Source organism: Kitasatospora sp. NPDC088742, assembly GCF_055584905.1.
Window position 1 is genome coordinate 66,323 of the sequence record NZ_JBVJLD010000013.1, and the last position, 25,184, is coordinate 91,506.

The window sequence follows — 25,184 nt, forward strand, 5'->3', positions numbered from 1 at the left end:
ATGTTCAGGGCGGTCAGCTGGCGGTCCACCGAGGCGGCGGAGGGGCGCGGCTGCTTGGCCTCGAAGTAGGCCCGGGGGCCGAGTGCGGCGCTGGAGAGCGCATAGGCGAGGAAGACGGCGACGACCAGCAGCACGGCGTGGTAGCCGAGGCGCTTGGCTATGTAACGGATCACCGTGCACCGCCGGAGCCGGGTCTCGGTCCCCTGGACGACATGACGAACTACCTTTGTTCTGGGGTGGGTTGGATCAGTGTTCCAGCGCAGTACGAAGCGCACGTTGCCGCCGCGTTGCGCCACGTGTCGTTCTGATCAGGTGTGAACGAGACCCCCTGGTAAGAGCACTGATCCGCTGTTACGTTCTGCTGGCCGAACACCGACTTGGCTGCCCACGTTCAACTCCCGCCACACCTGGCGGCACCCAAAAATTCTCTTCTCTTGGGGGAACCCCATGGACTCCATCACCAGCACCAGCCTCCGCAGATTCGCCGTGCTCGCCGCCGCCGTGGCGCTCGCCGTCACGGGGTGCAGCTCGGCCGGCTCCGGCTCGGGTGGCGACGTGGCGAAGAACGTGGTGCCGACGCAGGACGCCGAGGACAACAACCCGCAGCCGGTGGAGAAGATCAGGGACGGCGGCGAGTTCCGCCCGCCGCTCCAGCAGTGGATCACCCAGTGGAACCCGTACCAGGTGGACGGCCGGTACGGCGACGCGGTCGAGATCATGACCTACACCCAGGCCCAGCTGTTCCGCACCGACGCCAAGGGCGTGTTCAACCCGGTGCCGGAGTACCTGGTCTCGGCCGAGGTGACCTCCAAGTCGCCGCAGGTGGTGACGTACAAGCTCAACCCGAAGGCCAAGTGGTCGGACGGCAAGCAGCTCTCCTACCAGGACTTCAAGGCCGTCTGGGAGTCCACGAACGGGAAGAACCCGGCGTACAACATCGCCGACTCCTCCGGCTACGAGCAGATCTCCGCCGTGGAGCAGGGCGCGGACGCGCTGGAGGTGAAGGTCACCTTCGACAAGCCGTACGCGGACTGGCAGAACCTCTTCAACCCGCTGCTGCCGGCCTCCGGCATCTCCACCCCGGACGCGTTCAACGACGGCTGGGTCGAGAAGGTCCCGGTCTGGGGCGGCCCGTTCAAGATCGGGACCCTGGACAAGACCGCGCAGACCATCACCCTGGTGCCCAACCCGGAGTGGTGGGGCCCGAAGCCGAAGCTGGACAAGATCACCTACCGGGTGCTGGCCAGCTCGGCGATCACCCAGGCCTTCCTCAACAACGAGGTGGACTACGCCTCGGCCGGCACCGCCACCGCCTACGGCCAGCTCAAGGACGCCAAGGACGGCGTGATCCGCACCGGCACCCCGTGGGACGAGGTGCACATCTCCTTCGGCGGCAACGGCGCACTGGCCGACCAGACGGTGCGTCAGGCCCTCACCAAGGCGCTGGACCGCGCCGCGCTGATCAAGATCGTGAACGCGGGCGTGCCGGTGGAGTTCAAGCCGCTGGACAACCACCTCTACATGACCAACCAGAGCGGCTACCGGAACAACTCCGGCGACTGGGCCAAGACCGACCCGGCCAAGGCCAAGGAGCTGCTGGAGAAGGCCGGTTGGAAGGAGACCTCGGCCGGCCAGCCGCGCACCAAGGACGGCGCGGCGCTGGAGCTGCACTACGTGGTCAGCGACGGCTCCACCCAGGCCCAGACCGACATGGCCACCGCCGTGCAGTCGATGCTCCAGCAGGTCGGCGTGAAGCTGACCCTGGACAAGGTGCCGAGCAAGGAGTACTTCGCCAAGTACATCAACCAGGGCAAGTTCGACCTGGCCAGCTGGCGGAACACCGGCTCCTTCCCGCTCTCCGCCGGCGTCCCCAACTACCGCGCCCCGCAGGGCGACAACGTGTTCGGGAACTACTCCAAGCTGGCCACCCCGGAGATCGACACCCTGCTGCGCACCGCCGCCGGGACGCTGGACCGGGCCGAGGCCGACAAGCTCTACAACGAGGCCGACGCCAAGATCTGGGAGCTGGCCCACACCCTGGAGCTCTACCAGCGCCCGAGCATCGTGGCGGTGCGCAAGGGCCTGGCCAACTTCGGGGCCGGCAGCCTGGCCAGCACCGACATCACCAAGGTGGGCTGGGAGAAGTAGCGCCCTCGGCGGAGGGGGCCGCGCGGCGGCGACCGCCGCCGCGCACCGCCCCGGCCCGGCCGGAGCCGGGCATGGCGGTGCGGCGGCACCCCGACGTGCGGCGGCGCAGCCGGGCAGCGCGGTGATCACGAGGCCGACGGCACGGGGGATGCGGTGTGCCCGCCCCCGTGTTCCGCCACCGGCCTTGACCTTCCGCATTGCCCGAAGTCCGCCCGCGTCGTCCTTGCCACTGCGGAGGAATCTATCCGGCCAAACAGGGTGGAACCGACCCCGTGGGCGGGGCGCGCCCGGGTTCCGGCGGTCCGTTCACCCGGTTCGCGCACTCCACCGTCAACTGACGCTGACAGCAGGACAGAAGGACCATAAGTCGGATATACGGCGTGTCGCCGGGATACGTGCGCCGGAGGTGACGGACTGCCAGGATCACTGCGTCCGGAACCGCGCCGAGCGCCAGGTGGCCCCATGAGCAGAGACCTTCCTTCCCAGCCCGCCGCGTTCCGGCGGATGACCGCGCGCAGCAAGGACGAGGGCCACCGGATGGCGACCCCGCTGGAGCTCTTCTTCGACCTCTGCTTCGTGGTGGCGGTCGCCCAGGCCGGGAAGCAGCTGGCGCACGACCTGGCCGAAGGGCACCTGGGGGCCGGGCTGTTCGGCTACGCGTTCGCCTTCTTCGCCATCTGGTGGGCCTGGATGAACTTCTCCTGGTTCGCCTCCGCCTACGACGTGGACGACGTGCCGTACCGGGTGACCACCCTGGTGCAGATCACCGGCGTGCTGATCCTGGCCGCCGGGGTGCCCCGGATGTTCGACACCCGGGACCTCACCCTGTCCGTGGTCGGCTACCTGGTGATGCGCCTGGCCATGGTCACCCAGTGGCTGCGCGCGGCCGCCTCCGAGACCGGCGGGGCGCGGACCATGGCCCTGCGCTACGCGATCGGCATCACCATCTGCCAACTCGGCTGGGTGCTGGTGCTGTTGGTGCCCGACAGCGCGCTCGGCTGGGTGCTGCCGCTCGGCATCGTGGCCGAGCTCTCCGTCCCGGCGCTGGCCGAGCTGCACACCCAGTCGGCCTGGCACCCGCACCACATCGCCGAGCGGTACGGCCTGTTCACCATCATCGTGCTCGGCGAGACGGTCGCCGCCGCCACCATCGCGATGCAGACCGCCATCGACGAGCACGAGGCGCTGGGCGAGCTGATCCCGCTCGCCGCGGGCGGCATCCTGATCTGCTTCTCCGCGTGGTGGATCTACTTCGCCCGCCCGGTGCACCACATCCTCACCTCCAACCGCCGCTCCTTCCTCTGGGGTTACGGCCACTACCTGGTGCTCGGCTCGGCCGCCGCGATCGGGGCCGGCCTGGAGGTGGCGATCGAGTACGCCACCCACAAGGCGCACATCAGCGCCGTCCCGGCGGCCGCCGCCGTCACCGTGCCCACCGCGCTCTTCCTGCTCACCGTCTGGGCGCTGCACTCCCGGCACGTCAAGAGCGGGGTCGGCCAGGTGCTGCTGCCGGCCGCCTCGGTGGCCGTACTGGCCTGCACCTTCCTCGGCGAACACGCCACCCTGGCAGCCGGGTTGGTCTGCGCGGCCACCGTCGCCCTGGGCCTGGCGCTGGCCTCGCACGAGACCCGTGACCACTGACCGGCCCGCTCGTTCCACCCCGAGGGCCCCGCAACGGCCCGGCCCGACACCGGAGGACACCATGACCGAGGACCTGCTCCGCGCCAAGATCGATTACGGCTTCGACCAGTTGGACCGTGACGGCGACGGCCGGCTCACCGAGGCCGACCACGTGCTGATGGGCCGGGACGGCGCCCGCGCGCTGGGCCACCGGGAGGGCTCCCCGGAGGAGGCCCGGATCGTCGACGGCTACCTGCGGATCTGGCGCGAGCTGCACCTGCCGACCCTGCCGCCCGGCACCGAGGAGATCACCCGGGAGGAGTTCGTCACCAGCACCCTGGGCCTGGCGGACGACCCGGCCGCCGCCCGGGCCACCGTCGGCGCGCTGGCCGAGGCCTTCCACGAGATCGCGGACGCCGACGGCAACGGGGTGGTCGACCCGGACGCGTTCCACGCCTTCCAGCGCGGCCACTTCCCGGACCTCTCCCGGGAGACCACCGACCTGGCCTTCTCCCGGCTCGACCTGGACGGCAACGGTACGCTCTCCCGTGAGGAGTTCGTCCAGGCCGTGGTGGAGTACTGGAGCAGCCGCGACCCCGAGGCCCCCGGCAACTGGTGGGCGGGCAACCCGGCCTTCGCCCGGTAACTCGCCATCCCCAGGAGGCCCCGCCGTGCAGTCCGTCCCCGACCAGCTCGACGACCTGCCGTACGCGCACCTGCTCACCCCGCACACCGGCCCGCTGCGCGGCGACCGCTACGACACCGTGCGGTTCGAAGGCGCGCTGGAGACGGTCTCGGCCGGCGGGTCGAGCTTCCTGGAGTGCGCGTTCACCGGCACCGAGCTGTCGGGGGCGCGGATGCGGCAGGCCCGGTTCAACGAGGTCTGGGTGCAGGGCAGCCGCTGGATCGCGGTGGACTGCGTGGAGAGCGAGTGGCAGGACGCGGGCCTGGTCTCCACGGTGCTCGCGGGGCTCACCGCCTACGGCTCGGCGATCCGCCGGGTGGTGCTGCGCCAGTGCAAGCTGGAGGCGGTCAACCTGCGCGGCTCGGTGCTGCGGGACGTGGTCTTCGAGGACTGCCTGCTGCGGGACGTGGACTTCGGCGAGGCCAAGCTGACCGACGTCTCCTTCCCGGGCTCCACCCTGGAGGAGGTCCGGCTGTCCGGCGCCGTGCTCAAGCAGGCCGACTTCCGCGGCGCCCGCTCCCTCGGCCTCACCGACGGCCCGCACGGACTGCGCGGCGCCATCCTCGGCTCGGCCCAACTCTTCGAACTGGCCCCGCAGTTCGCCCACGCCCTGGGCATCACCGTCAAGGACTGAGACCGACCGGCACACGCCCCGCGTTCATCTCGCCTTCGCTCGGCGACCGGGCGTTGAACAGTCCAACAAGCCTTGATGGAAAGTCATGGCCACCGGCCGCGACCTGCGCAAAGATTCCGCTCGGCCGATGGCGTGCACACAACGTGTGCAGACAACACCGGCCACCACCAGCGGCTTCTGTGGAGCGAAGGGACGGGCTGCGGGATGTCCGAGCTGAGTCGTAGGAAGTTCATGGCACTGTCGGCGACCGCGGCGGCGGGGGCCGCCGTCGCCGGGTCGGCCACGGTCGGCGGCGGAGCGGCGGAGGCGGCGGAGCAGTTCGGCCTGGACGCCACCGGCACGCTGACCGACGCCAAGCACATCGTGATCCTGATGCAGGAGAACCGGAGCTTCGACCACTACTTCGGCACCCTCCAGGGTGTCCGGGGCTTCGGCGACCGGTCCGCGATCCAGATCCCCGGCGGGTTCAGCGTCTTCAACCAGCCGAACGGGCTGAGCCGTCAGTACCCGTGGCTGTTCAGCGCCACCAAGGCGGCCGGCGGCCAGACCCCGGAGCGGCTGGCCCAGTGCAACGGCGACCTCGCGCACTCCTGGAACGACCAGCACAGCGCCTGGAACACCGGCCGGATGGACAACTGGGTGGCCGCCAAGTCCAGTGTCCGCGCGCTCGGTTACCTCAACCGCAAGGACATCCCGTTCCACTACGCGCTGGCCGACAACTGGACCGTCGGCGACGCCTACTTCAGCTCCACGCTGAGCGCCACCGGCCCCAACCGCACCTTCCACTGGAGCGGCCAGATCGACCCGGACGGCAAGGCGGGCGGCCCGGCCTACAACGGCGGCGACGAGTCCGGCCTGCGCTGGCAGACCTACGCCGAGGCGCTGGAGAACGCCGGGGTGAGCTGGAAGCTCTACCAGAACGCCTCCGACAACTACGGCGACAACGCCTTGGCCTACTTCAAGCAGTTCACCGACGCCCCGGCCGGCAGCCCGCTCAAGGTCAAGGGCATGGGCTCGGTGCCCAAGGTGACCGGCAAGACCCCGGAGGACATCGCCGCCGCGATCCGCGCCGACGTGCTGGGCGGGACGCTGCCGCAGGTGGTCTGGGTGGTCGCCGACGAGGCCTCCTCCGAGCACCCCTACGCGCCGCCGAACGACGGCGCGCACTTCGTGCACCTGGTGATGGACGCGCTCAACGCCGACCCGGCGGTCTTCAACTCCAGCGTGATGTTCCTCAACTACGACGAGAACGACGGCTTCTTCGACCACGTGCCGCCGCCGGTGCCGGTCGCCGGGACGCCCGGGGAGTTCTACAACGGCCAGCCGGTCGGCCTCGGCTTCCGGGTCCCGATGGTCGCCATCTCGCCCTGGAGCCGCGGCGGTTGGGTCTCCTCGGAGGTCTTCGACCACACCTCGGTACTGCGCTTCCTGGAGCGCTGGACGGCCGCCCTCGGCAAGCCCGCGGTCTGCCCGAACATCTCCGCCTGGCGGCGCAAGGTGACCGGCGACCTGACCGGCATGTTCGACTTCGCCCACCCGGTCTACGGGATGCCCGCGCTGCCCGACACCTCCTTCGTGATCGGCCAGTCCACCTGCGGCCCGCTGCCCAACCCCTCCCCCGCCAACAACGCGCTCCCGCTCCAGGAGCCCGGCACCCGGCCCGCCCGCGCCCTGCCGTACCAGCCCAACGCCAACCTGGACCACCTGGAGTTCGGCTCGGGCGGGGTGATGAAGGTCTGGATCAAGATGGCCAACGAGGGCGCCGCGGCCACCAGCGCCACCCACTTCGCGGCCTACGCCAACGCCTACCGCAGCGGCGGCCCGTGGCAGTACACGGTGGACCCGTCCGGCTCCACCAGCGACTTCTTCAACTGCGGCACCAACTTCGGCAACGGCCCGTACGACCTGAGCGTCACCGGCCCGAACCGCTTCCTGCGCCGCTTCAAGGGCGACGCCACCAAGGCCGGCACGAGCGTCACCGTCACCGCCTCGTACGCGAACGCGCCGGACACCGGCAAGCTCGCCCTCTGGTTCCGCCTCGCCAACGCGGGCAGCTCGGCCGTGACCTTCACCGTCACCCCGAACAACTACCGCACCGACGGGCCGTGGACCTACACCGTCCAGCCCGGCGGCAACACCAGCGACTACTTCAACGCCGTCGCCTACCAGAACGGTTGGTACGACTTCACGGTCACCGTCAGCTCGGACTCCTCCTGGTCCCAGCGCTTCACCGGTCACCTGGAGACCGGCCTGCCCAGCATCACCGGCTGACGCCTCGTCGGGCTCCGCCCTCCTCCCCGGGGGCGGGGCCCGGTTTCCGGCGCCCGGCCCGCTCAGTCCGAGAGCTCCCAGAGCAGCCGGTAGTAGGCGGTGCGCTCCGGATCGGGCGCCACCCCGTAGGCCTCCAGCAGGGGCTCCTCCCAGCCGGGGCCGTAGTTCCACCGCGTGCTCCAGGTGGCGATCGCCAGGTCGGCCCAGCGGTCGGCCACCCCGAGGGCGCCCAGGTCCACGTGGCCGGAGGCGGTGCCGTCCTCGTCGATCAGGGTGTTGGGGGCGCAGGCGTCACCGTGGCAGACCACCAGGCGGTCCACCGGCGGGGCGTCCGCCAGCAGTTCGAGCGCCCGCCGGACGCTTCCGACGTACTCCAACTCCTCGGGCCAGCAAGCCGGTTCGACCAGCCCGGCGGCGACCCTGGCGTGCACCGAGGCCAGCCGGGCGGGCACCGACCAGTCGAACGGGCAGTCCGCCACCGGCAGCGCCTCGTGCAGCCGGCGCAGCCCGGCCCCGAGCGCGCGCACCGCGCGCTCCGGCTCCCGCCGCCACCGCTCGTCCACCGCCGACCGGCCGGCCAGGCCCTCGGTGACCAGCCAGCTGCCGCCCCCGTCCGCACCCCGCTCCAGCACCCGGGGCACCGTCGCGTAGGGCGCGGCCCAGGCCAGCCGTGCCGCCTCGGCGGACAGGTCGATGGTGTTCCCGGCCGGGTTCCACTTCACGAACTCGCGCTCGCCGAGACCGACTTGGAAGGTCAGACCGCCGAGCTCGTTCTCCCAGACGGCCCGCACGGGGCGGCCTGCGGCGTACTCACGGACGAACTCCGGTACCGCGACCGGACCCTGCGGCGTAGTCATCCCGTCATTGTCACCGTGGGGCCCTTCGGGTCCAAACGTTTTATAGGGCCCGGGCGACGGGACGGCGGGGTCGGTCGACGGTGTGTCAGTTCGGGTCCGCCGTGAGGAGCTCGCGCCGGCCGAGGGCGTAGCGGCGCAGGACCGCGCGGGCGATCAGCGGGTGGTCGGCGAGCGGGGCGGTGACGGCCCAGGCGCCGGTGGCGGGGAGGGCGGCGGTGAAGCGGCCCGGGGCAAGCAGGTGGGCGGCGACCGCGACCCGGCGGTGCCCCTCGGCCCGGAGCTCGGCGACCGCGTGCGGGACGGTGGGCCGGGCCGCGGAGCAGTAGGCGGTGCGGACCGGGACGGTGCCGCCGAGCAGCTGCCCCAGCTGGGCGGCGGCGGCCAGCGCGCCGTCGTTGCCGCCCTCGCGGGTGGAGCCGGCGGCGGCCACCACCACGGCGTCGGCCCGGCCGCCGGCCCGTTCCTCGGCCTCCCGCAGCCGCCCGTGCAGTGCCAGTCCGATCGAGGCGGCGGCGCCGCTCAGGCCCGGGGTGACCACGGCCCGCACGCCGGTGGCGGCGGCGACCACGCCCGGGACGTCCACCGCGCGGTGGAAGCCGTCGCCGAGCAGCAGCGGCACCACCACGGCCTCGCCCGCGAGCCGGCCGAGCGCCTCGGCCAGCGAGGGGACCTGTACGTCCAGGTGTCCCACCACGGGGTGACGCCCGGTCAGACCGGCGAGCCGAGAGCCGAGCCGGGCCACCGTGCGGACCGCCGCCGGGGCGGCGCTGCCGTGCACGGCCAGGACCAGGGGCGGCCCGCTGCACCCGGCCGCCGGCAGCGGCCCCGGTTCACGGACCTGCGCGAAGACGCTCATCGGGTTCCTCCTCACCTCCACGCTAGGGAGCCGGGGCCGGTCCCCGGACCGGGCCGAGGCCACCGGCTCCGGGGCCGAAGGTCCCGCCGCGCCTCTCCCCATGTGTCATTCGGGCCCAAGGTCCCTGGTGGTCGGGTCCTTTACTCGTGGGCCGCACCCCACCCCGGAACTACCGTCGGAGACAGGAGCACCCGCGCAGGAGGAGCACGCACCATGACGACCAAGACCCTGGTCCTCGTCGGACACGGCATGGTGGGCCAGCGCCTGCTCGCCGCCCTGGCCGAGCGCGGGGCCTTCGAGCGGGACTGGCGGGCCGTGGTGCTCGCCGAGGAGAGCCGCGCCGCCTACGACCGGGTGCACCTCTCGGCCCGCTTCACCGGCACCTCACCCGACGAACTCGCCCTCGCCACACCGGAGTTCTTCACGGAGCACGGCATCGAGCTGCACCTCGGCGACCCGGCCGCCGCCGTGGACACCGCCCGGCGGACCGTCACCACCGAGGGCGGCCGCACCGTCGGCTACGACGCCCTGGTGCTGGCCACCGGCTCCTACCCCTTCGTGCCCCCGGTGCCCGGCGCGGACGCCCCGGGCTGCTTCGGCTACCGCACCCTGGAGGACGTGGACGCGATCACCGCCTACGCGGCGGCCGGCGCCCGCAGCGGGGTGGTGGTCGGCGGCGGCCTGCTCGGCCTGGAGGCGGCCGGGGCGCTGCGCAGCCTGGGGCTGCGCACCGGCGTGGTCGAGTTCGCGCCCCGGCTGATGCCGCTCCAACTGGACGAGGGCGGCGGCGCCGCCCTGCGCGGTGCGGTCGAGGGGATGGGCATCGGCGTGCACACCGGCGTCGGGGCCCAGCGGATCGAGCTGGACGCCGACGGCGTCACCGACGGCCTGCGGCTGAGCGACGGCCGGCTGGTCGACGCCGACCTGGTGGTGTTCTCGGCGGGCGTCCGCCCCCGGGACCGGCTGGCCCGGGAGGCCGGGCTGCTCTGCGGCGACCGGGGCGGCGTCGCGGTGGACCGGTACTGCCGCACCACCGATCCGGCGGTCTACGCCGTCGGCGAGTGCGCCCAGACCTGCGACGGCCGGGTGTACGGCCTGGTGGCCCCCGGCTACCAGATGGCCGAGGTGGTGGCCGAACAGCTGCACGGCGGCGGCGAGCTCTCCTTCGAGGGCGCCGACACCGACACCAAGCTCAAGCTGCTCGGCGCCGACGTGGCCAGCTTCGGGGACCCGTTCGCGGCCGGCGGCCGGGCCGTCGAGGTGCAGTTCTCCGACTCCGGTTCCGGGGTCTACAAGAAGCTGGTGCTGGGCGCCGACGGCCGGCTGCTCGGCGGCATCCTGGTCGGCGACGCCGCCGCGTACGGGCTGCTGCGCCCGCACACCGGGGCCGAACTCCCGGCCGCCCCCGAGTCGTTCCTCCTCCCGGCGGGTGCCGAGCCCCCGCCCGGGGCCGAGCTGCTGCCGGACGAGGCGGTGGTCTGCAGCTGTCACAACGTCACCAAGGGCGCCGTCCGGGCCGCCGTGGCCGAGGGCGTCACCGAGCTCTCCGGGCTGAAGGCCTGCACCAAGGCCGGTACCGGCTGCGGCGGTTGCACCGGCACCCTGCAGTCCCTGCTCGACGGCTTCGGCGTGCGGCGCCGCCCGGGCCTGTGCGAGCACTTCGCGCTCTCCCGCGCCGAGCTCTACCAGGCCGTCGCCGCAGGGAAGTCGACCTCCTTCGCCGAAGTCCTGGCCGAGCACGGCAACGGCGCCGAGGACGGCTGCGCGGTCTGCAAGCCGGTGGTCGGCTCGGTGCTGGCCACCCTCGGGCCCGAGCTCGGGCTGCGGCACGTGCTCGACCCGGGGCAGCGCGGCCTCCAGGACTCCAACGACCGCTACCTGGCCAACCTCCAGAAGGACGGCAGCTACTCGGTGGTGCCGCGCATCCCCGGCGGCGAGCTGACCGCCGAGCAGCTGATCGCGATCGGCGAGGTGGCCCGCGACTTCGGGCTCCACACCAAGGTCACCGGCGGCCAGCGGATCGACCTCTTCGGCGCCCGGAGGGAGCAACTCCCGGCCGTCTGGCGGCGGTTGGTGGACGCCGGTTTCGAGTCCGGCCACGCCTACGGCAAGTCGCTGCGCACCGTGAAGTCCTGCGTGGGCAGCCGCTGGTGCCGCTTCGGCCAGGGCGACTCGGTCCAGCTGGCGATCGACCTGGAGCTGCGCTACCGGGGCCTGCGCACCCCGCACAAGGTCAAGGGCGGGGTCTCCGGCTGCCTGCGCGAGTGCGCCGAGGCCCGGGGCAAGGACATCGGCGTGATCGCCACCGCCAAGGGCTGGAACCTCTACGTCGGCGGCAACGGCGGCACCACCCCCCGGCACGCCGACCTGCTGGCCCCGGACCTCTCCACCGAGGAGCTGCTCCGGCTCACCGACCGCTTCCTGATGTACTACGCCCGCACCGGCGAACGGCTGGAGCGCACCGCCGCCTGGCTGGAGCGGCTCGGCCTCGGCCACGTCCGCGCGGTCGTGGCCGAGGACTCGCTCGGGCTGGCCACGGAGCTGGAGGCCCAGGCCGAGCGCCACGTGGCGGCCTACCAGGACGAGTGGAAGGCCGTCCTGGACGACCCGGCCAAGCTCCGCGCCTTCGCCCCCTTCGTCAACGCCCCCGCCGACCCCGTCACCTTCCTCGACGGCCCGATTTCCACCGCCCCCGCCCCCGCCCTCCAGGAGCAGTGATGAACCGCACCGGCCAGGTCCAGGTCCAGTCCCCCGACGGCGCATGGGTCACCGTCTGCGCCTACGAGGAGCTCGAACCCTCCTGCGGGGTCGCCGCCCTCCTCCCCCGGGGCGAGCAGGCCGCCGTCTTCCGGACGCCGGGCGGCGAGGTCTACGCCGTCGGCAACCGCGACCCGTTCTCGCACGCCGACGTGATCGCCGACGGCATCACCGGCAGCGTGGACGGCGTCCCCACCGTGGCCTCCCCCATGCACAAGCAGACCTTCGACCTGCGCAGCGGCGTCTGCCTGGACGACCCGGACACCGCCCTCCCGGTCTACCCCGTCCAGGTCGGCTAGCCCGGCCCCGCTCCCCCGTGCCCGGGGCCCCTGGTGGTTGACCAGGGGCCCCGGGTGCACGCTGGAGAGGTCCCTGGTACTGGGAGGTGAGCGGGATGGAACCGCAGGCGGAGTTCGGCCCGGAGCGGTACGCCAGGCCACGGCCGGTGGGCGGGCCGCGCGGGTACTGGCGCGCGCTGGAGGACGTGCAGACGGCCACGGTGGCGGTGCTGCTGTCGCTCTCGGTGGGCCTGGTCCTGGTCGCGGTGCAGATGGGCGGCAACGCGATCGCACTGGCGGTGTTCTGCGCCGTCTGGGCGTGCACCCTGCTGGCGGTGGCCGGCTGGGCGGGCCACCGGCGTGAGGTGCGGTCGGCCGGACGGCACCGGATGGTCTGAGCCCGCAGGCCGCCACACGGAGCACCTCCGCTCGCGCGCGTCCGTGCGTCCGTGCAGAGAATGGGCCATGCCGACAAGAGCTGACACCCCGTCATCCGGGGATCGCCGGTGAGCCCGGCGGACATCGCCATTCTCATCGTTCCGATGCTGGTGGTGGCCGCGGTTCTGCTGGTGATCCGCCGGCGGGTGCCCCTCGCCAAGAGGTTGGCGTACAACGAGGTCGGCGGGGTGCTGTTCTCGATGGTCGGGGTGCTGTACGCGGTGCTGCTGGCCTTCGTGGTGATCGTGGTCTGGGAGAACAACGAGGCGGCCAAGGCCACCACCTTCAAGGAGGCGGACGCGCTGGCCGGGGTCTACTGGCTGTCCCGGCAGATGCCGCTCCCGGAGGGCCCCGAGCTGGAGCGGCTGACCCTCGGCTACGCCCACCAGGTGGTCGGCCAGGAGTGGGGCCTGATGGCCCGGCACGGCACCGACCCGGACTGCACCGCGCTGGTCTACCGCATCCGGGAGGTGGCGCTGGGCTTCCAACCGGGCGCCGACACCCGCCAGCAGGGCGTCTACCAGCACCTGGTGACGGACGTGGAGGAGCTGGCCAGTGCCCGCCGGGCCCGGCTGAACCAGATCGACGACGTGGTGCCGTCGCTGCTCTGGGGGGCGCTGATCATCGGCGGGCTGGTGACGGTCGGGCTGACCCTGCTGTTCGGGATGAGCAGCGTGCGGGCGCAGATCCTGCTGGTGGTCTGCACGACCGGGCTGATCTCGCTGCTGGTGATCGCGGTGAAGGAGATGAACTACCCCTTCGACGGCCTGTACGGGATCGACCCGACCTCCTTCGAGGTCTTCCTCTCCCGGCTGCCCCCGCCCCGGGGCTGAGCGGGGCTCACTCCAGCGGCCCACTCCGCGCGCGGACCCGACGGGCCGTCAGTAGCTTGCGAAACAGTCGAGCAGAAGGAGTGGGCCGGTGGCACAGCGTCAGTCGGTGGCGGTGCGGGCGTCGTTGGTGGCCACGGGGGCGACGCTGCTCCTGCTGGCCGCGATCGTGCTCGGCAGCCGCGGCCTCAGGGACTTCGACTCGGCCCTGGTGCCGTACGCGGTGGCGACGGTCTTCCTCACCTTCGGGGTGGTCTACCGCTACGTGGTCTGGGTCTCCGCCCCGGCCGCCCGCCGGCTGTTCACCCAGGGGTGGCGCTCGGCGCTCTCCTGGCAGAACCTGCGCCGGGCCCCGACCGCGCTGCCGAAGATGATCGTCACCTACCTGGGCTTCCAGAAGTTCCTCGGCGCCCGCTCGCACGCCCGCTGGGCGGCCCACCAACTCATGTTCTGGGGCTGCCTGCTGGCCGCCGCGATCACCTTCCCGCTGACCTGGGGCTGGTTCACCTTCACCGCCTCCAGCGCGGCCGGCCCCGGCTACGAGATGCGGATCTGGGGCTTCAAGGTGCTCGGCTTCGCCTCCGACTCCTTCTTCGGCTGGGCGATGTACCACGGCCTGGACCTGGCGGCCGTGCTGGTGATCGCCGGGGCCGGCTACTTCCTCTGGCGCCGGATGCGCGACCGCGAGGCCACCACCGGCCAGCGCTTCGGCTACGACTTCGTCCCGCTGCTGGCCCTGATCACCATCTCGGTGACCGGCCTGCTGCTGACCTTCTCGTCGATCTTCCTGCACGGCGGCGGCTACGAGTTCCTGGCCCTGCTGCACATGGTCTCGGTGGTGCTCACCCTGGTGTACCTGCCGTTCGGCAAGTTCTTCCACATCGTGCAGCGCCCGGCGGCGGTCGGCATGCAGCTGTTCAAGTACACCTCGAAGAAGAAGGACCCGGACGCTCCCGACGACCTGTTCGCCTGCAAGAACTGCGGCGAGCCGATCGACACCCCCGAGTACGTGGCCAACCTGCGCGCCACCATGCAGGACCTGCGGCTCGGCTTCGACCAGTGGGCGGAGTACTGCCCGCGCTGCAAGCGGGTGCTGCGCGGCGGCGCCTACCTCTCCCAGGTGAAGAAGGGCTTCGACCGTTGAGCGAGCGTGTGGACCCGACCGTCGCCCCGCGCGGCACCCGCAACTTCCGGGACGCCGGCGGCCTGCCCGCCGCCGCCTGGCGGGCCGACCAGACCGAGCAGACCCTGGTGCCCACCCACTGCTGCTTCTGCGGGGTGCAGTGCGGGATGTACCTGCGGGTGGACGGCCACGGCAAGGTGTTCGGCGTCGAGCCGCGCAACCACGACATCAACCGGATGCGCCTGTGCCCCAAGGGCATCAACGCCTACCAGCAGGTCAACCACCCCGACCGCCTCGCCGCCCCGCTGATGCGGCGCAGCCGTGACGAGCCCTTCCGGCAGGTGAGTTGGGAGCAGGCGCTGGACCACACGGTCAACGAGATCCGCCGGATCCAGGCCGCGCACGGGGCGGACGCCTTCGGCCTGCTCGGCGGGGCCAGCCTGTTCTCCGAGAAGACCTACCTGGTGGGCAAGTTCGCCCGGGTCGCACTCAAGTCCCGGCACGTGGACTACAACGGGCGGCTCTGCATGGTGAGCGCGGCCGGGGCGAACAAGCTGGCCTTCGGGATCGACCGCGCGGGCAACCCGTTCTCCGACATCCTGCAGACCGACTGCCTCCTGATCGCCGGCTCCAACGTCGGCGAGTGCTTCCCGGTGATGACCCAGTACCTCTGGGGCGCCCGGGACCGGGGCGCCAAGCTGATCGTGATCGACCCCCGGGAGACGGCGGTGGCCCGCACCGCCGACGTGCACGTGGCGCTGCGCTCGGGCACCGACGCGGTCTTCTTCAACGCGGTGCTGAACGTGGTGATCGAGGACGGCCTGACCGACGACGCCTTCATCGCCGCCCACTGCACCGGCTGGGAGGAGCTGAAGGCCACCGTCAAGGCCTACCCGCCGAGCCGGGCGGCCGAGGTCTGCGGCATCCCGGAGTCCCAAGTGGTCGAGGTGGCACGGATGTTCGGCACCGCCGGGAAGGCGATGGCCTGGCACGCCCGCGGCATCGAGCACCACACCCAGGGGGTGGAGAACTGCCTGACCGTCATCAACCTGTGCGCCGCCACCGGAAACCTCGGCAAGCCCGGGGCCGGCTACGGCACCATCACCGGCCAGGGCAACGGGCAGGGCGGACGCGAGCACGGCCAGAAGTCCGACCTGCTGCCCGGCGGGCGCTCCATCAACGACCCCGAGCACCGGCGGCAGATCTGCGAGATCTGGGGCATCGAGGAGTCCGAGCTGCCGAAGGCCGGCACCTCGATGATGGAGATGGTCTGGCAGATGCAGCGCCAGGAGATCCGCGGCCTGATCGGCATCTGCAACAACCCCTTCGTCTCGCTGCCCAACTACGCGGTGGTGAAGGACGGCTACGACACCCTGGAGTTCCACGCCCAGTTCGACTTCTTCCTCTCCGAGACGGCGCAGAACGCCCACGTGGTCTTCCCGGTCACCACCTGGGCCGAGGACGAGGGCGTGATGGCCAACGCCGAGGCCCGGGTGGTCAAGCACAACAAGGCCCAGGAGCCCCCGGCCGGGGTGCGCACCGACACCTGGGTGATGTGCGAGCTGGCCCGCCGGCTCGGGGTGGGCGACAAGTTCGACTTCGCCGGCTCCGAAGAGGTCTTCGAGGAGCTGCGGATCGCCTCCCGGGGCACCGTCAACGACTACTACGGCATCACCTACCAGCGGCTGGAGGAGACCGGCGGCATCGCCTGGCCCTGCCCGGACACCGAACACCCGGGCACCCCACGGCTGTTCGAGGGCGGGAAGACCTACCACGCCGACGGCAAGGTGCACCTCCAGACGGTCGAGTGGCACCCGCCGGCCGACCCGTACGACGAGAACTTCCCGATGACCCTGACCACCGGCCGGACGGTGGCGCACTTCCTGTCGGGCAATCAGACCCGGCGGCTGGGCGCCCTGGTGGAGCAGACCCCGCGCCCCTGGGTGGAGATCCACCCCTCGCACGGCTTCCGCACCGGCGATCCGGTCCGGGTGGTCACCCGGCGCGGCGAGTCGGTGCTGCCCGCCCTGGTCACCGAGGCGATCCGGGCCGACCACGTCTTCGTGCCGTACCACTGGCCCTACCCGGTGGCGGCCAACGCGCTGACCATCGACGCCCTCGACCCGCGCTCCAAGATCCCGGAGTACAAGGTCTGCGCCGTCCGGATCGAACGGGCCGCCGACCTGGACGAGGTGCCCGCGCCGCCGACCCCGCCGGGCCGGGAGGCGTACCCCGAGGCCCAGGCCTCACGGACCGACCCGCTGCCGCCGACCTCGCCCCAGGGCCGCGGCACAGCGGAGAGGAGCTGACGCCATGTTGGGACGCACCATCTTCATCGACCCGGGCCGCTGCATCGGCTGCCAGGCCTGCGTCTCGGCCTGCCGGGAGTGCGACTCGCACCGGGGCAAGTCGATGATCCACCTCGACTACCCGGACGAGGGCCACACCGTGGCCTCGATGCCCACGGTCTGCATGCACTGCGAGGACCCGGTCGCCCCGTGCGCCGAGGTCTGCCCGGCGGACGCCATCCTGATCACCGCCGACGGCGTGGTCCAGGAGGCGGACCCGACCAGGTGCATCGGCTGCGCGAACTGCGTCAACGCCTGTCCGTTCGGGGTCCCGAAGATCGACCTCGAGGCCAAGCTCCAGATGAAGTGCAACCTCTGCTACGACCGCACCAGTTACGGCCTGGCCCCGATGTGCGCGACGGTCTGCCCGACCGGGGCACTGTTCTACGGCACCATCGAGGAGCTCCAGGCCGAGCGGCCGGGCGTCGACGTCTCCACCCTCTTCGCCTTCGGCGACGTCACCGTCTCCACCGGCGTCGCCATGGTGGTGCCCGCCGAACGCCGGGAGGGCACCACCGGCACGGGCGCCTTCAACGGCGCCGCCGTGCCCGGCGGCTACCCCGCACTCGACGTGATCGAGGTCAACGGGCGTGCCACGCCCGGGAACGGAGCGCTGTGACCACCCCTCAGGCACCCTCGCAGGACGGACTCTCCGAGGAGCACGCCGCCCTGGTGGACCGGATCAGCGCGGACTCGCTGACCACCCGCCGGGACTACCTGCGGATCATGGCCACCGTCTCCGGCGGCCTGGTGGTCGGCTCCACCGTGGTCTCCGCCGGGGTGCTGCACCGGCACGGCGACGGCAGCGCTCCCCCGCTCAAGGTCGCCGAGAAACTGACCCGGGGTCAGGCGGTGACCTTCAACTACCCCGGCGAGCACGACCGGGCGATGGCCATCCGGCTGATGGACGGCACCGTGGTCGGCTACTCCACCGTCTGCACCCACCTGGCCTGCGGCGTGCTCTGGCGCAAGGAGCGCGGCAGCGAGGGCGAGCTCTACTGCCCGTGCCACGAAGGGATCTTCAGCGCCCGGACCGGCGAGGTGACGGCCGGCCCGCCGCCCCGCCCGCTGCCCCGGGTGATCGTGGTCGAGGACGAGCAGGGCGCGGTCTGGGCGATCGGCACCGCCCGCTCCGGCGAGACCGAACGCGCCGGGCTCTGCCGCGGCCTGCGCGAGGACAACCCGGTGCTGGCCGAACGGGCCGGCTGCAACGCCGCCGAGGGAGCGTCATGACCTATCCGGAGGACTACCACCCCGGCAGCGAACAGCCGCGGCTGAACCGCCCGGTCGAGGAGCGCTACCCGCAGATCCGGGCCACCAGCGGCTACGCCGACCCCCGGGTCACCCGGACCGGGCCCGGGCCCGGCGCGGGCACCGAGCAGGAACCGGAGCGCTCGGCCGTCCTGACCGCCCGGCTGGTGCTGGCGATCACCATCGTGATCGGCCAGCTGTGGGCCCTGACGGTGGCCACCAACGCCTGGATGAAGGGCGAGACCGCCACCGCCTGGTGGTGCACCGGCTTCTCGGCCGCCTCCTTCCTGGTCGTGCTGCTGGCGTGGCGAATCTCGCCGCGCGACCACTGAACTCCCCCATAGGACGGCCTAGTTGAGCACCCTCGACCAGAAGTCCCGCAGTCACCGCCGGGAGAGCTACGGCCCCGGCAGCACCATCACCACCTGGGAGCCCGAGGACCCGTCCTTCTGGGCCGTCACCGGCTCCAAGGTCGCCAACCGCAACCTCTGGGTCTCGGTGCCCGCCCTGCTGCTGGCCTTCGTGGTCTGGCAGGTCTGGTCGGTGACGGTGGTCCAGCTGAGCAAGGTCGGCTTCACCTTCAGCGACTCGCAGAAGTTCTGGCTGACCGCCATCCCCGGCCTGACCGGCGGGCTCGGCCGGCTCGTCTACACCTTCGTCGGCCCGGTGGTCGGCGAGCGGAGGTGGACGGCGCTCTCCACCGTCGTCCTGATCGGGCCGCTGCTCTGGCTGGGCTTCGCGGTGCAGGACACCTCGACCCCGTACTGGGTGATGGTGGTGATCGCCGCGCTCTGCGGCGTCGGCGGCGCCAACTTCTCCTCCTCGATGGTCAACATCGGCTTCTTCTTCCCCAAGGCGAAGAAGGGCAACGCCAACGGCATCAACGGCGGCCTGGGCAACCTCGGCGTCAGCGTGGTGCAGCTGGTCGCGCCGATCGTGATCACCGCGGGCATCCTGGGCCCGCCGGCCGGCGGGCCGCAGAAGCAGAAGGACGGCACCGAGGTCTGGCTGCAGAACGGCGCCTTCCTCTGGGTCCCGCTACTGGTGCTGATGGCGCTGGCGGCCTGGTTCCTGATGAACGACCTCAAGGTCGCGGCCGCCCCGTTCTCCAAGCAGAAGATCATCTTCAAGCGCAAGCACAACTGGCTGATGACCCTGCTCTACGTCGGCACCTTCGGCTCCTTCATCGGCTTCGCCTCCGCCCTGCCGAACCTGATCAACACCACCTTCACGCCGATCGACTCCGCGTACTCCGCCACCACCTACGCCTGGGTCGGCCCCTTCATCGGCGCCCTCACCCGCTGGCTCGGCGGCTGGATCGCCGACAAGGTCGGCGGCGCCTGGTGCACCATCATCTCGTTCATCGGGATGGGCGCCTCGATCGTGGTGGTGATCAACGCCCTGCCGTCGGGCGGGAACCAGGGCAATTTCTGGGTCTTCTACGTCGGCTTCCTCTGCGCCTTCTTCTTCTCCGGCATCGGCAACGGCTCCACCTTCCGCCAGATCCCGGTCATCTTCCTCAACCAGCACCGCGCCGCCGCCGGCCCCGATCCGGACGCCCAGGAGGAGGCCCGCCACCAGGCCGAGATGGAGGCCGGCGCCGTCACCGGCTTCTCCGCCTCCATCGCCGCCTTCGGCTTCTTCTTCATCCCCGCGATGTTCGCCCTCTTCCCCGTCACCAGCTCCCTCTGGGTCTTCGTCGGCTTCTACGCCGTCTGCCTGGTCGTCTGCTGGTGGTTCTACGCCCGCAAGGGGGCCGAGGCCCCCAGCTGACACGGCTCTCCGTGGTCGGGGCGTCACGATTTCCGTCGGGGCGCCCCGATCGCGTAGAGTCTCCGACGTCAGCAGGCGCCGCTAGCTCAGTTGGTTAGAGCAGCTGACTCTTAATCAGCGGGTCCGGGGTTCGAGTCCCTGGCGGCGCACAGACAGTCGGAAGGCCTCCCATCGACGGATGGGGGGCCTTCTTGCGTTGCGCGGCCACCGGGTGGTGATGCCGGGGCGCGAGGAACTGCGCGAGTCGGGAGGCGGCGCACCCGCAACTGACCCGCCGTCGGCCAGTTGCAGGTGCTGCCGTTCCCCTGCGCGCCCCGCGGCGGAGCCGCAAATCAGCAGAGCCTCGCGCCCCTGGGGCGCTGCCCTGGCGGGCCGCAGTGGTCAGCTGCGGCGGACCAAGGCGGTGAGGACGCGCCACCAGCTGCGGCGCTGCCGCTGGCGCTGCTGCGGGACGGTGGCGACCGGTTCCGCCGCTGCGGGCCGGGCCGGGGCGGGGGCCAGGGCCTCGGTGGGGTCGGGCTCGGCGGCGGCCTTGGGGCGGCCGGGGGTGAAGCGGACGGGGAGGCCGGTCAGGTGGCGGGCCAGCCACGCACCGCTCCAGTTCAGCTGCTCCTCCGGGACGGCCAGCCGCAGGTCGGGGAGGCGGGTGAGCAGCACGTCGATGCCGGTCTCGGCGATCGCCCGGCCGACGTCCTGGCCGGGGCACTCGTGCGGGCCGCCGCTGAACGCCAGGTGCGAACGGTTGCCGTACAGCGGGGTGTTGAGGTCGGGGCGGACCTCGGGGTCCACGTTGCCGGCCGCCAGGCCGAGCAGCAGCATGTCGCCCGCCCGGATCTGCTGACCCCCCAGGTCGGTGTCGATGGTGGCCCAGCGGCCGGGGATCATCGACAGCGGCGGGCTGTCCCAGAGCACCTGGTCGAGCGCGTCCGGCAGGGTCATGTGGCCGCCGGAGAGGTTGGCCCGGAAGCGGGAGTCGGTGAGGACCATCCGCAGGGTGTCGGCGATCAGGTTGACGGTGGTCTCGTTGGCGGCGAGCAGCACCAGGCGCAGGTGCTCGACGATCTCGTCCTCGGTCAGCGCGGCCTCGTGCTGGATCAGCCAGCTGGCCAGGTCGTTGCCGGGCTCCAGGCGCTTGCGGTCCACCAGCTGGCGCAGCGTCGCCGTCACGTAGTCGTTGCTGGCGATGGCGCTCGCGGTGCCGAGCATCATGTCCCGGGCGGCGGTGACCAGTTGGGGGCCGTACTCCTCCGGCATGCCGATCAGCTGGGTCACCACCAGCATCGGCAGGTGCTCGGCGAACTGCGTCACCAGGTCGACCGTGCCCGCGCCGGTGAAGCCGTCCACCAGCTGGTCGGCGAAGCGGGTCACGTGGCGGCGGATGCCACGGCGGTCGAAGCGGTCCAGGCCGTCGGTGACGGCGCCGCGCAGGCGGCGGTGCTCGGCCCCGTCGGCGAACAGGCAGAGCGGCTGCCAGGCCAGCACCGGCATCAGCGGCGAGTCCATCGCCACCTCGTTGTGCTGGAAGGCCGACCAGCGGCGGGAGTCCCGGGAGAACCGGGACGGGTTGCGCATCGCGGTGAGGTTGGCCGAGTGGCCGAGCACCATCCAGGCGGGCAGGTCGCCGTGGAGCAGCACCGGCGCCACCGGGCCGTGCTCGGCACGCAGCTTCTCGTACAGGCCGCTCGGGTCGGCCTCGGCCTCCGGGCCGTACAGGCGGCGGATCCCGCCGGGGCCGTACCCGCCGGTGGCCATGCCGTGGGCGGGGCAGCCGGGCGGCGGGGTGGGCGAGCCGTCGAGCGGGGTCTCGAACGGGCCGTCGGTGGTGGTCACTGGGTCTCCGGGGTGTGTCCCCCGGGGTGGGCTCCCGGGGGTGGGCAGACGGGACGGTGACGCGTCGGCAGGGTGACGACGCGTCAGGTGAGCGGGGACGGGGCCTTCGGACGGTCGTCGGAAGGCCCGTCAGGAGGTGAGCGAGTACAGGTAGCGCATCAGGGCGAGCAGCACGTCGCGGCTGGACTCCCGGCTGCGCGCGTCGCAGAGCACGATCGGGACCTCGTCGGGCAGGTCGAGGGCGCCGCGCAGCTCGTCGAGGGGGTAACCCGGCGCTTCCGGGAAGCCGTTGACCGCGACCACGAAGGGGACGCCGCGCTCCTCCAGCCGCCCGATCACGTCGAAGCTGACCTCCAGCCGGCGGGTGTCCACCAACACCACCGCGCCCAGCGCGCCCTCGAAGAGGCCGTTCCAGAGGAACCAGAAGCGCTGCTGGCCGGGGGTGCCGAAGAGGTAGAGCACCAGCTCCTCGCTGATACTGATCCGGCCGAAGTCCATCGCCACCGTGGTGGAGGTCTTGCGCTCGATGCCCTCGGTGTCGTCGACGCCCGCGCCCGCCTGGGTCATCGTCTCCTCGGTGGTCAGCGGACGGATCTCGCTCACCGAACCGACCAGCGTGGTCTTGCCGACGCCGAACCCGCCCACGATCACCACCTTGACGGCGGTGGCCACCGTGTCCGGCAGCACGTCCACGGCGGCGGGGCCGCGGGAGGCGAGGGCGTCAGAGCCTCTGGAGTCCATTCATCACCGCTTCGATCAGGGCACGGTCGGGGAGTTCGGCCTTGGGGACGGGCGCCCGCGCCTCGACCCGGTCCTCGGCCAGCAGGTCGGCCAGCAGGACGGTGACCACGCTCATCGGCAGGGACAGGTGGGCGGAGACCTCCGCCACCGAGAGGGGGGACTCGCACAGCCGTAGGATCGCCGCCTGCTCGGGCTGCATCACGGGCTGCGGGCGGGACTTGGCGATGATCAGGGTGACCAGGTCGAGCACGGTCCGCTCGGTCGCCCCGCTACGGCCGCGGGTGATCACGTACAGGCGCTCCGGGTTGCCCTCGTCCCACTCCGTCCCGGCCTCGGTCATGCGACCTGCTCGCCGCGGACGGGTGTGCTGAGGTGCTCGCCGATCCGGGCGACCAGGTCACGCATCCGCTGGCCCATCAGCCCCGCGTCCACGCCCTCGTCGGCCAGCACCGCGAGGTAGGCCCGGGCCCCGGCCGCCATCAGGTAGAAGAAGCCCCCGGAGATCTCGATCACCACCAGCCGCATCCGGCCGTCCCCGTGCGGGAACTCGGTGCCGATCGCGGTGGCCAGGCTCTGCAGGCCGGCGCAGGCCGCGGCCAGCCGGTCCGCCGTGTCGGTGTCGGTGTCGGCACCGTACTGGGCCATCCGCAGCCCGTCCGACGAGAGAACCACGACGTTCCGGGTCTGCGGAACGCTCTCGGCCAGCTCCTTGAGCATCCAGTCCATGTTGGCCCGCTGCTGAATCACTGCTCACCCTTACTGCCCGTGGTACTGCCTGTGGTACCTGACGACTGGTCACTGGTCCGCTCCGACTGGCCGTTCACGCCTTCGCTGAAGGCTGCCAGCCACATGCCCGGCTGGACCGGCTCGGCGGCGGGGGCGGCCTGGGCGGCTGCCCGGGCGGGAGCGGAGGGGTACTGCGCGGCGGGGTACTGCCCCGTCGGGTACTGCCCGGTGGGGTACTGGCCGGTGTGGTGCTGCCCCGGGTGCTGCTGCGCGGCCGGGTACTGCGCGGCGGAGCGCTGCGCCAACGGGGCCGGCGCGGCCGGCTGGGCCGGCGGGACCGGACGGGCGTGGCGGCGGCGCTGCGGAAGCCCGTTGGCGGCCCGCTCGGTCACCACCACGGGGGCGTCGTCGGCCCAGCTGTGCTCGGGCCGGGCCTGGCCGCCGGTCAGGGACTGGCGGGGGCCGCCGACCGCCGCGCGGGCCGGTGCCGACGGGGCCGCCGCGACGGCCGGACGGGCGGCGGGGCGCGGGCCGGAGACGGCGCCGATGCCGTGCGCCCAGTCCGAACTGGCCGGGGTCGCGGTCAGCAGGTCCTGAGGGACGATCAGCACCGCGCGCACGCCGCCGTACGCGGACGGCCGCAGCGAGACCTGGAAGCCGTACGCCTGCGCGAGGCGCCCGACCACGGCCAGGCCGAGGCGCGGAGTCTCGCCGAGGTCCTTGAGGTCGATGCCCTCCTGCGCGTCGCGGAGCATCCGCTCGGCCCGGGCCCGGCCCTCCTCGCTGAGGCTGAGGCCGCCGTCCTCGATCTCGATCGCGATGCCGGTCTGCACCTCGACCGCCGTCAGGTGCACGTTGGTCTGCGGCGGCGAGTAGCGGGTCGCGTTGTCCAACAGCTCGGCCAGCGCGTGGATCAGCGGCTCGACCGCCGGGCCGACCACGGCCACCTCGGAGACCGGGTGCAGCTCCACCCGCTGGTAGTCGAGGATCCGGGAGACCGCGCCGCGCAGGACGCTGTAGAGCGGGACGCCCTTGTTCCACTGGCGGCCGGGGCGGGCCCCGCCGAGCACCGCGATGGAGTCCGCCAGGCGGCCCACCAGCGCGTTCCCGTGGTCCAGCCGCAGCAGGTCCTCGAAGACCGCCGGGTCGTTGCCGTGCCGGTCCTCCATCTCCCGGAGGTCCTGGGCCTGCCGGTGCACGATCGCCTGCACCCGGCGCGCGATGTTCACGAACGCGCGCTGCGCGGACTCACGCAGACCCTCCTCCGCGTCCACCGCCTCCAGCACGGTGCGCAGCACCGCGTGGCGGGCCTGCTGGAAGCCGGCCGAACCGGAGCCGGAACCCGACTCGCGCAGCACGTCCTCCAGGAACTCGCCGCCCTGGAGCCGGGCCACCGCCTGCGGCAGCGCCTCGGCCAGCCGGGCGGTCTGCTCCTCCTGATCGGCCAACTGCTGCCTGAGCTCGGCCTCCTGACGGGCCGCCCGCTCCTGGAAGGTGGCCAGCGCCCGCCCGCGGCGGGCCGACTCGGCGGCCACCACGGCGACTATCAGGGTGGCCACTCCCCCGCACCAACCGACGGCCCAGCGTGCGGTGTTGTCCATCAGCACGGTGGCCACGACGGCCGCCGCCGCGGTCAGCGTGGTGGGCAGGAGCCATCCCAGCCCGGCCGCGGGGCGCCGATCCCCGGATGACGATCCAGCACCAAGCATCAGCGTCCTCAACTGTCGGAAGGTGTACGGAACATCGGACCGCGTACCGGCCTTGGAAGGGGCCCTCTCCAGCCACTCCACCCGTTTCTGACATGGGCGGGGCGGGCCGGATCGAAGGAAGCATAGCCGGTTTTGCGGATCTCCCTGACGGAGTCTCAATACACCATCGGCCTACCAGATTTGGGGCTTTCTCGCGGCTATTTGGGCACAGATCACACCCGAGGAGAGCGCGCCGACGCCCGCGCGCCCCTAGGGGCGCGCACCATGGGCGTCGCGGCCGGCCTCACTCCTGGCTTCGCAGCCTCGTAC

22 protein-coding genes and 1 tRNA gene are annotated in these 25,184 nt (G+C 72.1%); 16 read left to right on the forward strand and 7 right to left on the reverse strand.

All coding sequences use genetic code 11. The features are described 5' to 3' along the window. Positions 1-447 precede the first annotated feature (447 nt). The 5 genes from ACZ6ZR_RS13315 to ACZ6ZR_RS13335 all read left to right on the forward strand — a co-directional run bounded on the left by ACZ6ZR_RS13315 (position 448) and on the right by ACZ6ZR_RS13335 (position 7,358). On the forward strand, positions 448-2,148 hold the full coding sequence (locus ACZ6ZR_RS13315) for an ABC transporter family substrate-binding protein (RefSeq protein ID WP_465642204.1): 1,701 nt from the start codon (positions 448-450) through the stop codon (positions 2,146-2,148). 462 nt (positions 2,149-2,610) lie between these two features. Continuing rightward, positions 2,611-3,789, forward strand: coding sequence for a low temperature requirement protein A (locus ACZ6ZR_RS13320; RefSeq protein WP_465642205.1), 1,179 nt, complete (start codon positions 2,611-2,613; stop codon positions 3,787-3,789). 61 nt (positions 3,790-3,850) lie between these two features. Next, positions 3,851-4,414 (forward strand): EF-hand domain-containing protein, encoded by a 564-nt coding sequence (locus tag ACZ6ZR_RS13325; protein ID WP_465642206.1) that lies wholly within the window; start codon positions 3,851-3,853, stop codon positions 4,412-4,414. Positions 4,415-4,439: 25 nt separating this feature from the next. Continuing rightward, positions 4,440-5,087, forward strand: coding sequence for a pentapeptide repeat-containing protein (locus ACZ6ZR_RS13330; protein WP_465642207.1), 648 nt, complete (start codon positions 4,440-4,442; stop codon positions 5,085-5,087). Between the two features lie 204 nt (positions 5,088-5,291). Next, positions 5,292-7,358 carry a phosphocholine-specific phospholipase C gene (locus tag ACZ6ZR_RS13335; protein WP_465642208.1) on the forward strand — a complete coding sequence of 689 codons (2,067 nt, stop codon included), beginning with the start codon at positions 5,292-5,294 and terminating at the stop codon, positions 7,356-7,358. A gap of 62 nt (positions 7,359-7,420) precedes the next feature. On the opposite strand, the gene ACZ6ZR_RS13340 is transcribed toward ACZ6ZR_RS13335, so the two are convergent. Then, positions 7,421-8,215, reverse strand: a complete 795-nt coding sequence (locus ACZ6ZR_RS13340) for a phosphotransferase (RefSeq protein ID WP_465642209.1) — start codon at positions 8,213-8,215, stop codon at positions 7,421-7,423. A gap of 85 nt (positions 8,216-8,300) precedes the next feature. Then, a complete protein-coding gene (locus ACZ6ZR_RS13345; RefSeq protein ID WP_465642210.1) occupies positions 8,301-9,071 on the reverse strand; it encodes a sirohydrochlorin chelatase in 771 nt (256 codons plus the stop codon). 213 nt (positions 9,072-9,284) lie between these two features. On the opposite strand from ACZ6ZR_RS13345, the gene nirB reads away from it, so the two are divergent. From nirB to ACZ6ZR_RS13400, 11 genes are all read left to right on the forward strand, one after another. After that, complete coding sequence (nirB, locus tag ACZ6ZR_RS13350; RefSeq protein WP_465642211.1) at positions 9,285-11,789, forward strand: nitrite reductase large subunit NirB; 2,505 nt, start codon at positions 9,285-9,287, stop codon at positions 11,787-11,789. Further along, entirely contained in the window at positions 11,789-12,127 is a 339-nt protein-coding gene (gene nirD, locus ACZ6ZR_RS13355) for a nitrite reductase small subunit NirD (protein WP_465642212.1), read from the forward strand. Before nirB ends, nirD begins: the two co-directional genes overlap by 1 nt. Before the next feature lie 95 nt (positions 12,128-12,222). After that, entirely contained in the window at positions 12,223-12,504 is a 282-nt protein-coding gene (locus ACZ6ZR_RS13360; RefSeq protein WP_465642213.1) for a hypothetical protein, read from the forward strand. A gap of 108 nt (positions 12,505-12,612) precedes the next feature. Continuing rightward, on the forward strand, positions 12,613-13,377 hold the full coding sequence (locus ACZ6ZR_RS13365; protein WP_465642214.1) for a bestrophin-like domain: 765 nt from the start codon (positions 12,613-12,615) through the stop codon (positions 13,375-13,377). An 88-nt stretch (positions 13,378-13,465) separates the two neighbouring features. Further along, a complete protein-coding gene (locus ACZ6ZR_RS13370) occupies positions 13,466-14,518 on the forward strand; it encodes an MFS transporter (RefSeq protein ID WP_465642215.1) in 1,053 nt (350 codons plus the stop codon). Beyond that, positions 14,515-16,806: a molybdopterin oxidoreductase family protein gene (locus tag ACZ6ZR_RS13375; protein WP_465642216.1), complete on the forward strand. Its 2,292-nt coding sequence runs from the start codon at positions 14,515-14,517 to the stop codon at positions 16,804-16,806. The genes ACZ6ZR_RS13370 and ACZ6ZR_RS13375 overlap by 4 nt, the downstream gene beginning before the upstream one ends. 4 nt (positions 16,807-16,810) lie before the next feature. Then, complete coding sequence (locus ACZ6ZR_RS13380; protein ID WP_465642217.1) at positions 16,811-17,464, forward strand: 4Fe-4S dicluster domain-containing protein; 654 nt, start codon at positions 16,811-16,813, stop codon at positions 17,462-17,464. Next, positions 17,461-18,078 (forward strand): QcrA and Rieske domain-containing protein, encoded by a 618-nt coding sequence (locus tag ACZ6ZR_RS13385; RefSeq protein WP_465642218.1) that lies wholly within the window; start codon positions 17,461-17,463, stop codon positions 18,076-18,078. The genes ACZ6ZR_RS13380 and ACZ6ZR_RS13385 overlap by 4 nt, the downstream gene beginning before the upstream one ends. Further along, on the forward strand, positions 18,075-18,428 hold the full coding sequence (locus ACZ6ZR_RS13390) for a DUF6755 family protein (protein ID WP_465642219.1): 354 nt from the start codon (positions 18,075-18,077) through the stop codon (positions 18,426-18,428). The genes ACZ6ZR_RS13385 and ACZ6ZR_RS13390 overlap by 4 nt, the downstream gene beginning before the upstream one ends. 22 nt (positions 18,429-18,450) lie before the next feature. Then, positions 18,451-19,869: a NarK family nitrate/nitrite MFS transporter gene (locus ACZ6ZR_RS13395; protein ID WP_465642220.1), complete on the forward strand. Its 1,419-nt coding sequence runs from the start codon at positions 18,451-18,453 to the stop codon at positions 19,867-19,869. Positions 19,870-19,944: 75 nt separating this feature from the next. Continuing rightward, positions 19,945-20,018, forward strand: a tRNA-Lys gene (locus ACZ6ZR_RS13400). Between the two features lie 232 nt (positions 20,019-20,250). Here ACZ6ZR_RS13400 and ACZ6ZR_RS13405 read toward each other — a convergent pair. The 5 genes from ACZ6ZR_RS13405 to ACZ6ZR_RS13425 form a co-directional block, all read right to left on the reverse strand. Further along, positions 20,251-21,621, reverse strand: coding sequence for a cytochrome P450 (locus tag ACZ6ZR_RS13405; RefSeq protein WP_465642283.1), 1,371 nt, complete (start codon positions 21,619-21,621; stop codon positions 20,251-20,253). A 207-nt stretch (positions 21,622-21,828) separates the two neighbouring features. Beyond that, positions 21,829-22,440, reverse strand: coding sequence for a GTP-binding protein (locus ACZ6ZR_RS13410; protein ID WP_465642221.1), 612 nt, complete (start codon positions 22,438-22,440; stop codon positions 21,829-21,831). Continuing rightward, entirely contained in the window at positions 22,421-22,780 is a 360-nt protein-coding gene (locus ACZ6ZR_RS13415) for a DUF742 domain-containing protein (RefSeq protein ID WP_465642222.1), read from the reverse strand. The genes ACZ6ZR_RS13410 and ACZ6ZR_RS13415 overlap by 20 nt, the downstream gene beginning before the upstream one ends. Further along, positions 22,777-23,187, reverse strand: a complete 411-nt coding sequence (locus ACZ6ZR_RS13420) for a roadblock/LC7 domain-containing protein (RefSeq protein ID WP_465642223.1) — start codon at positions 23,185-23,187, stop codon at positions 22,777-22,779. The genes ACZ6ZR_RS13415 and ACZ6ZR_RS13420 overlap by 4 nt, the downstream gene beginning before the upstream one ends. Further along, a complete protein-coding gene (locus ACZ6ZR_RS13425; protein ID WP_465642224.1) occupies positions 23,184-24,875 on the reverse strand; it encodes a sensor histidine kinase in 1,692 nt (563 codons plus the stop codon). Before ACZ6ZR_RS13425 ends, ACZ6ZR_RS13420 begins: the two co-directional genes overlap by 4 nt. Positions 24,876-25,184: the final 309 nt, after the last annotated feature.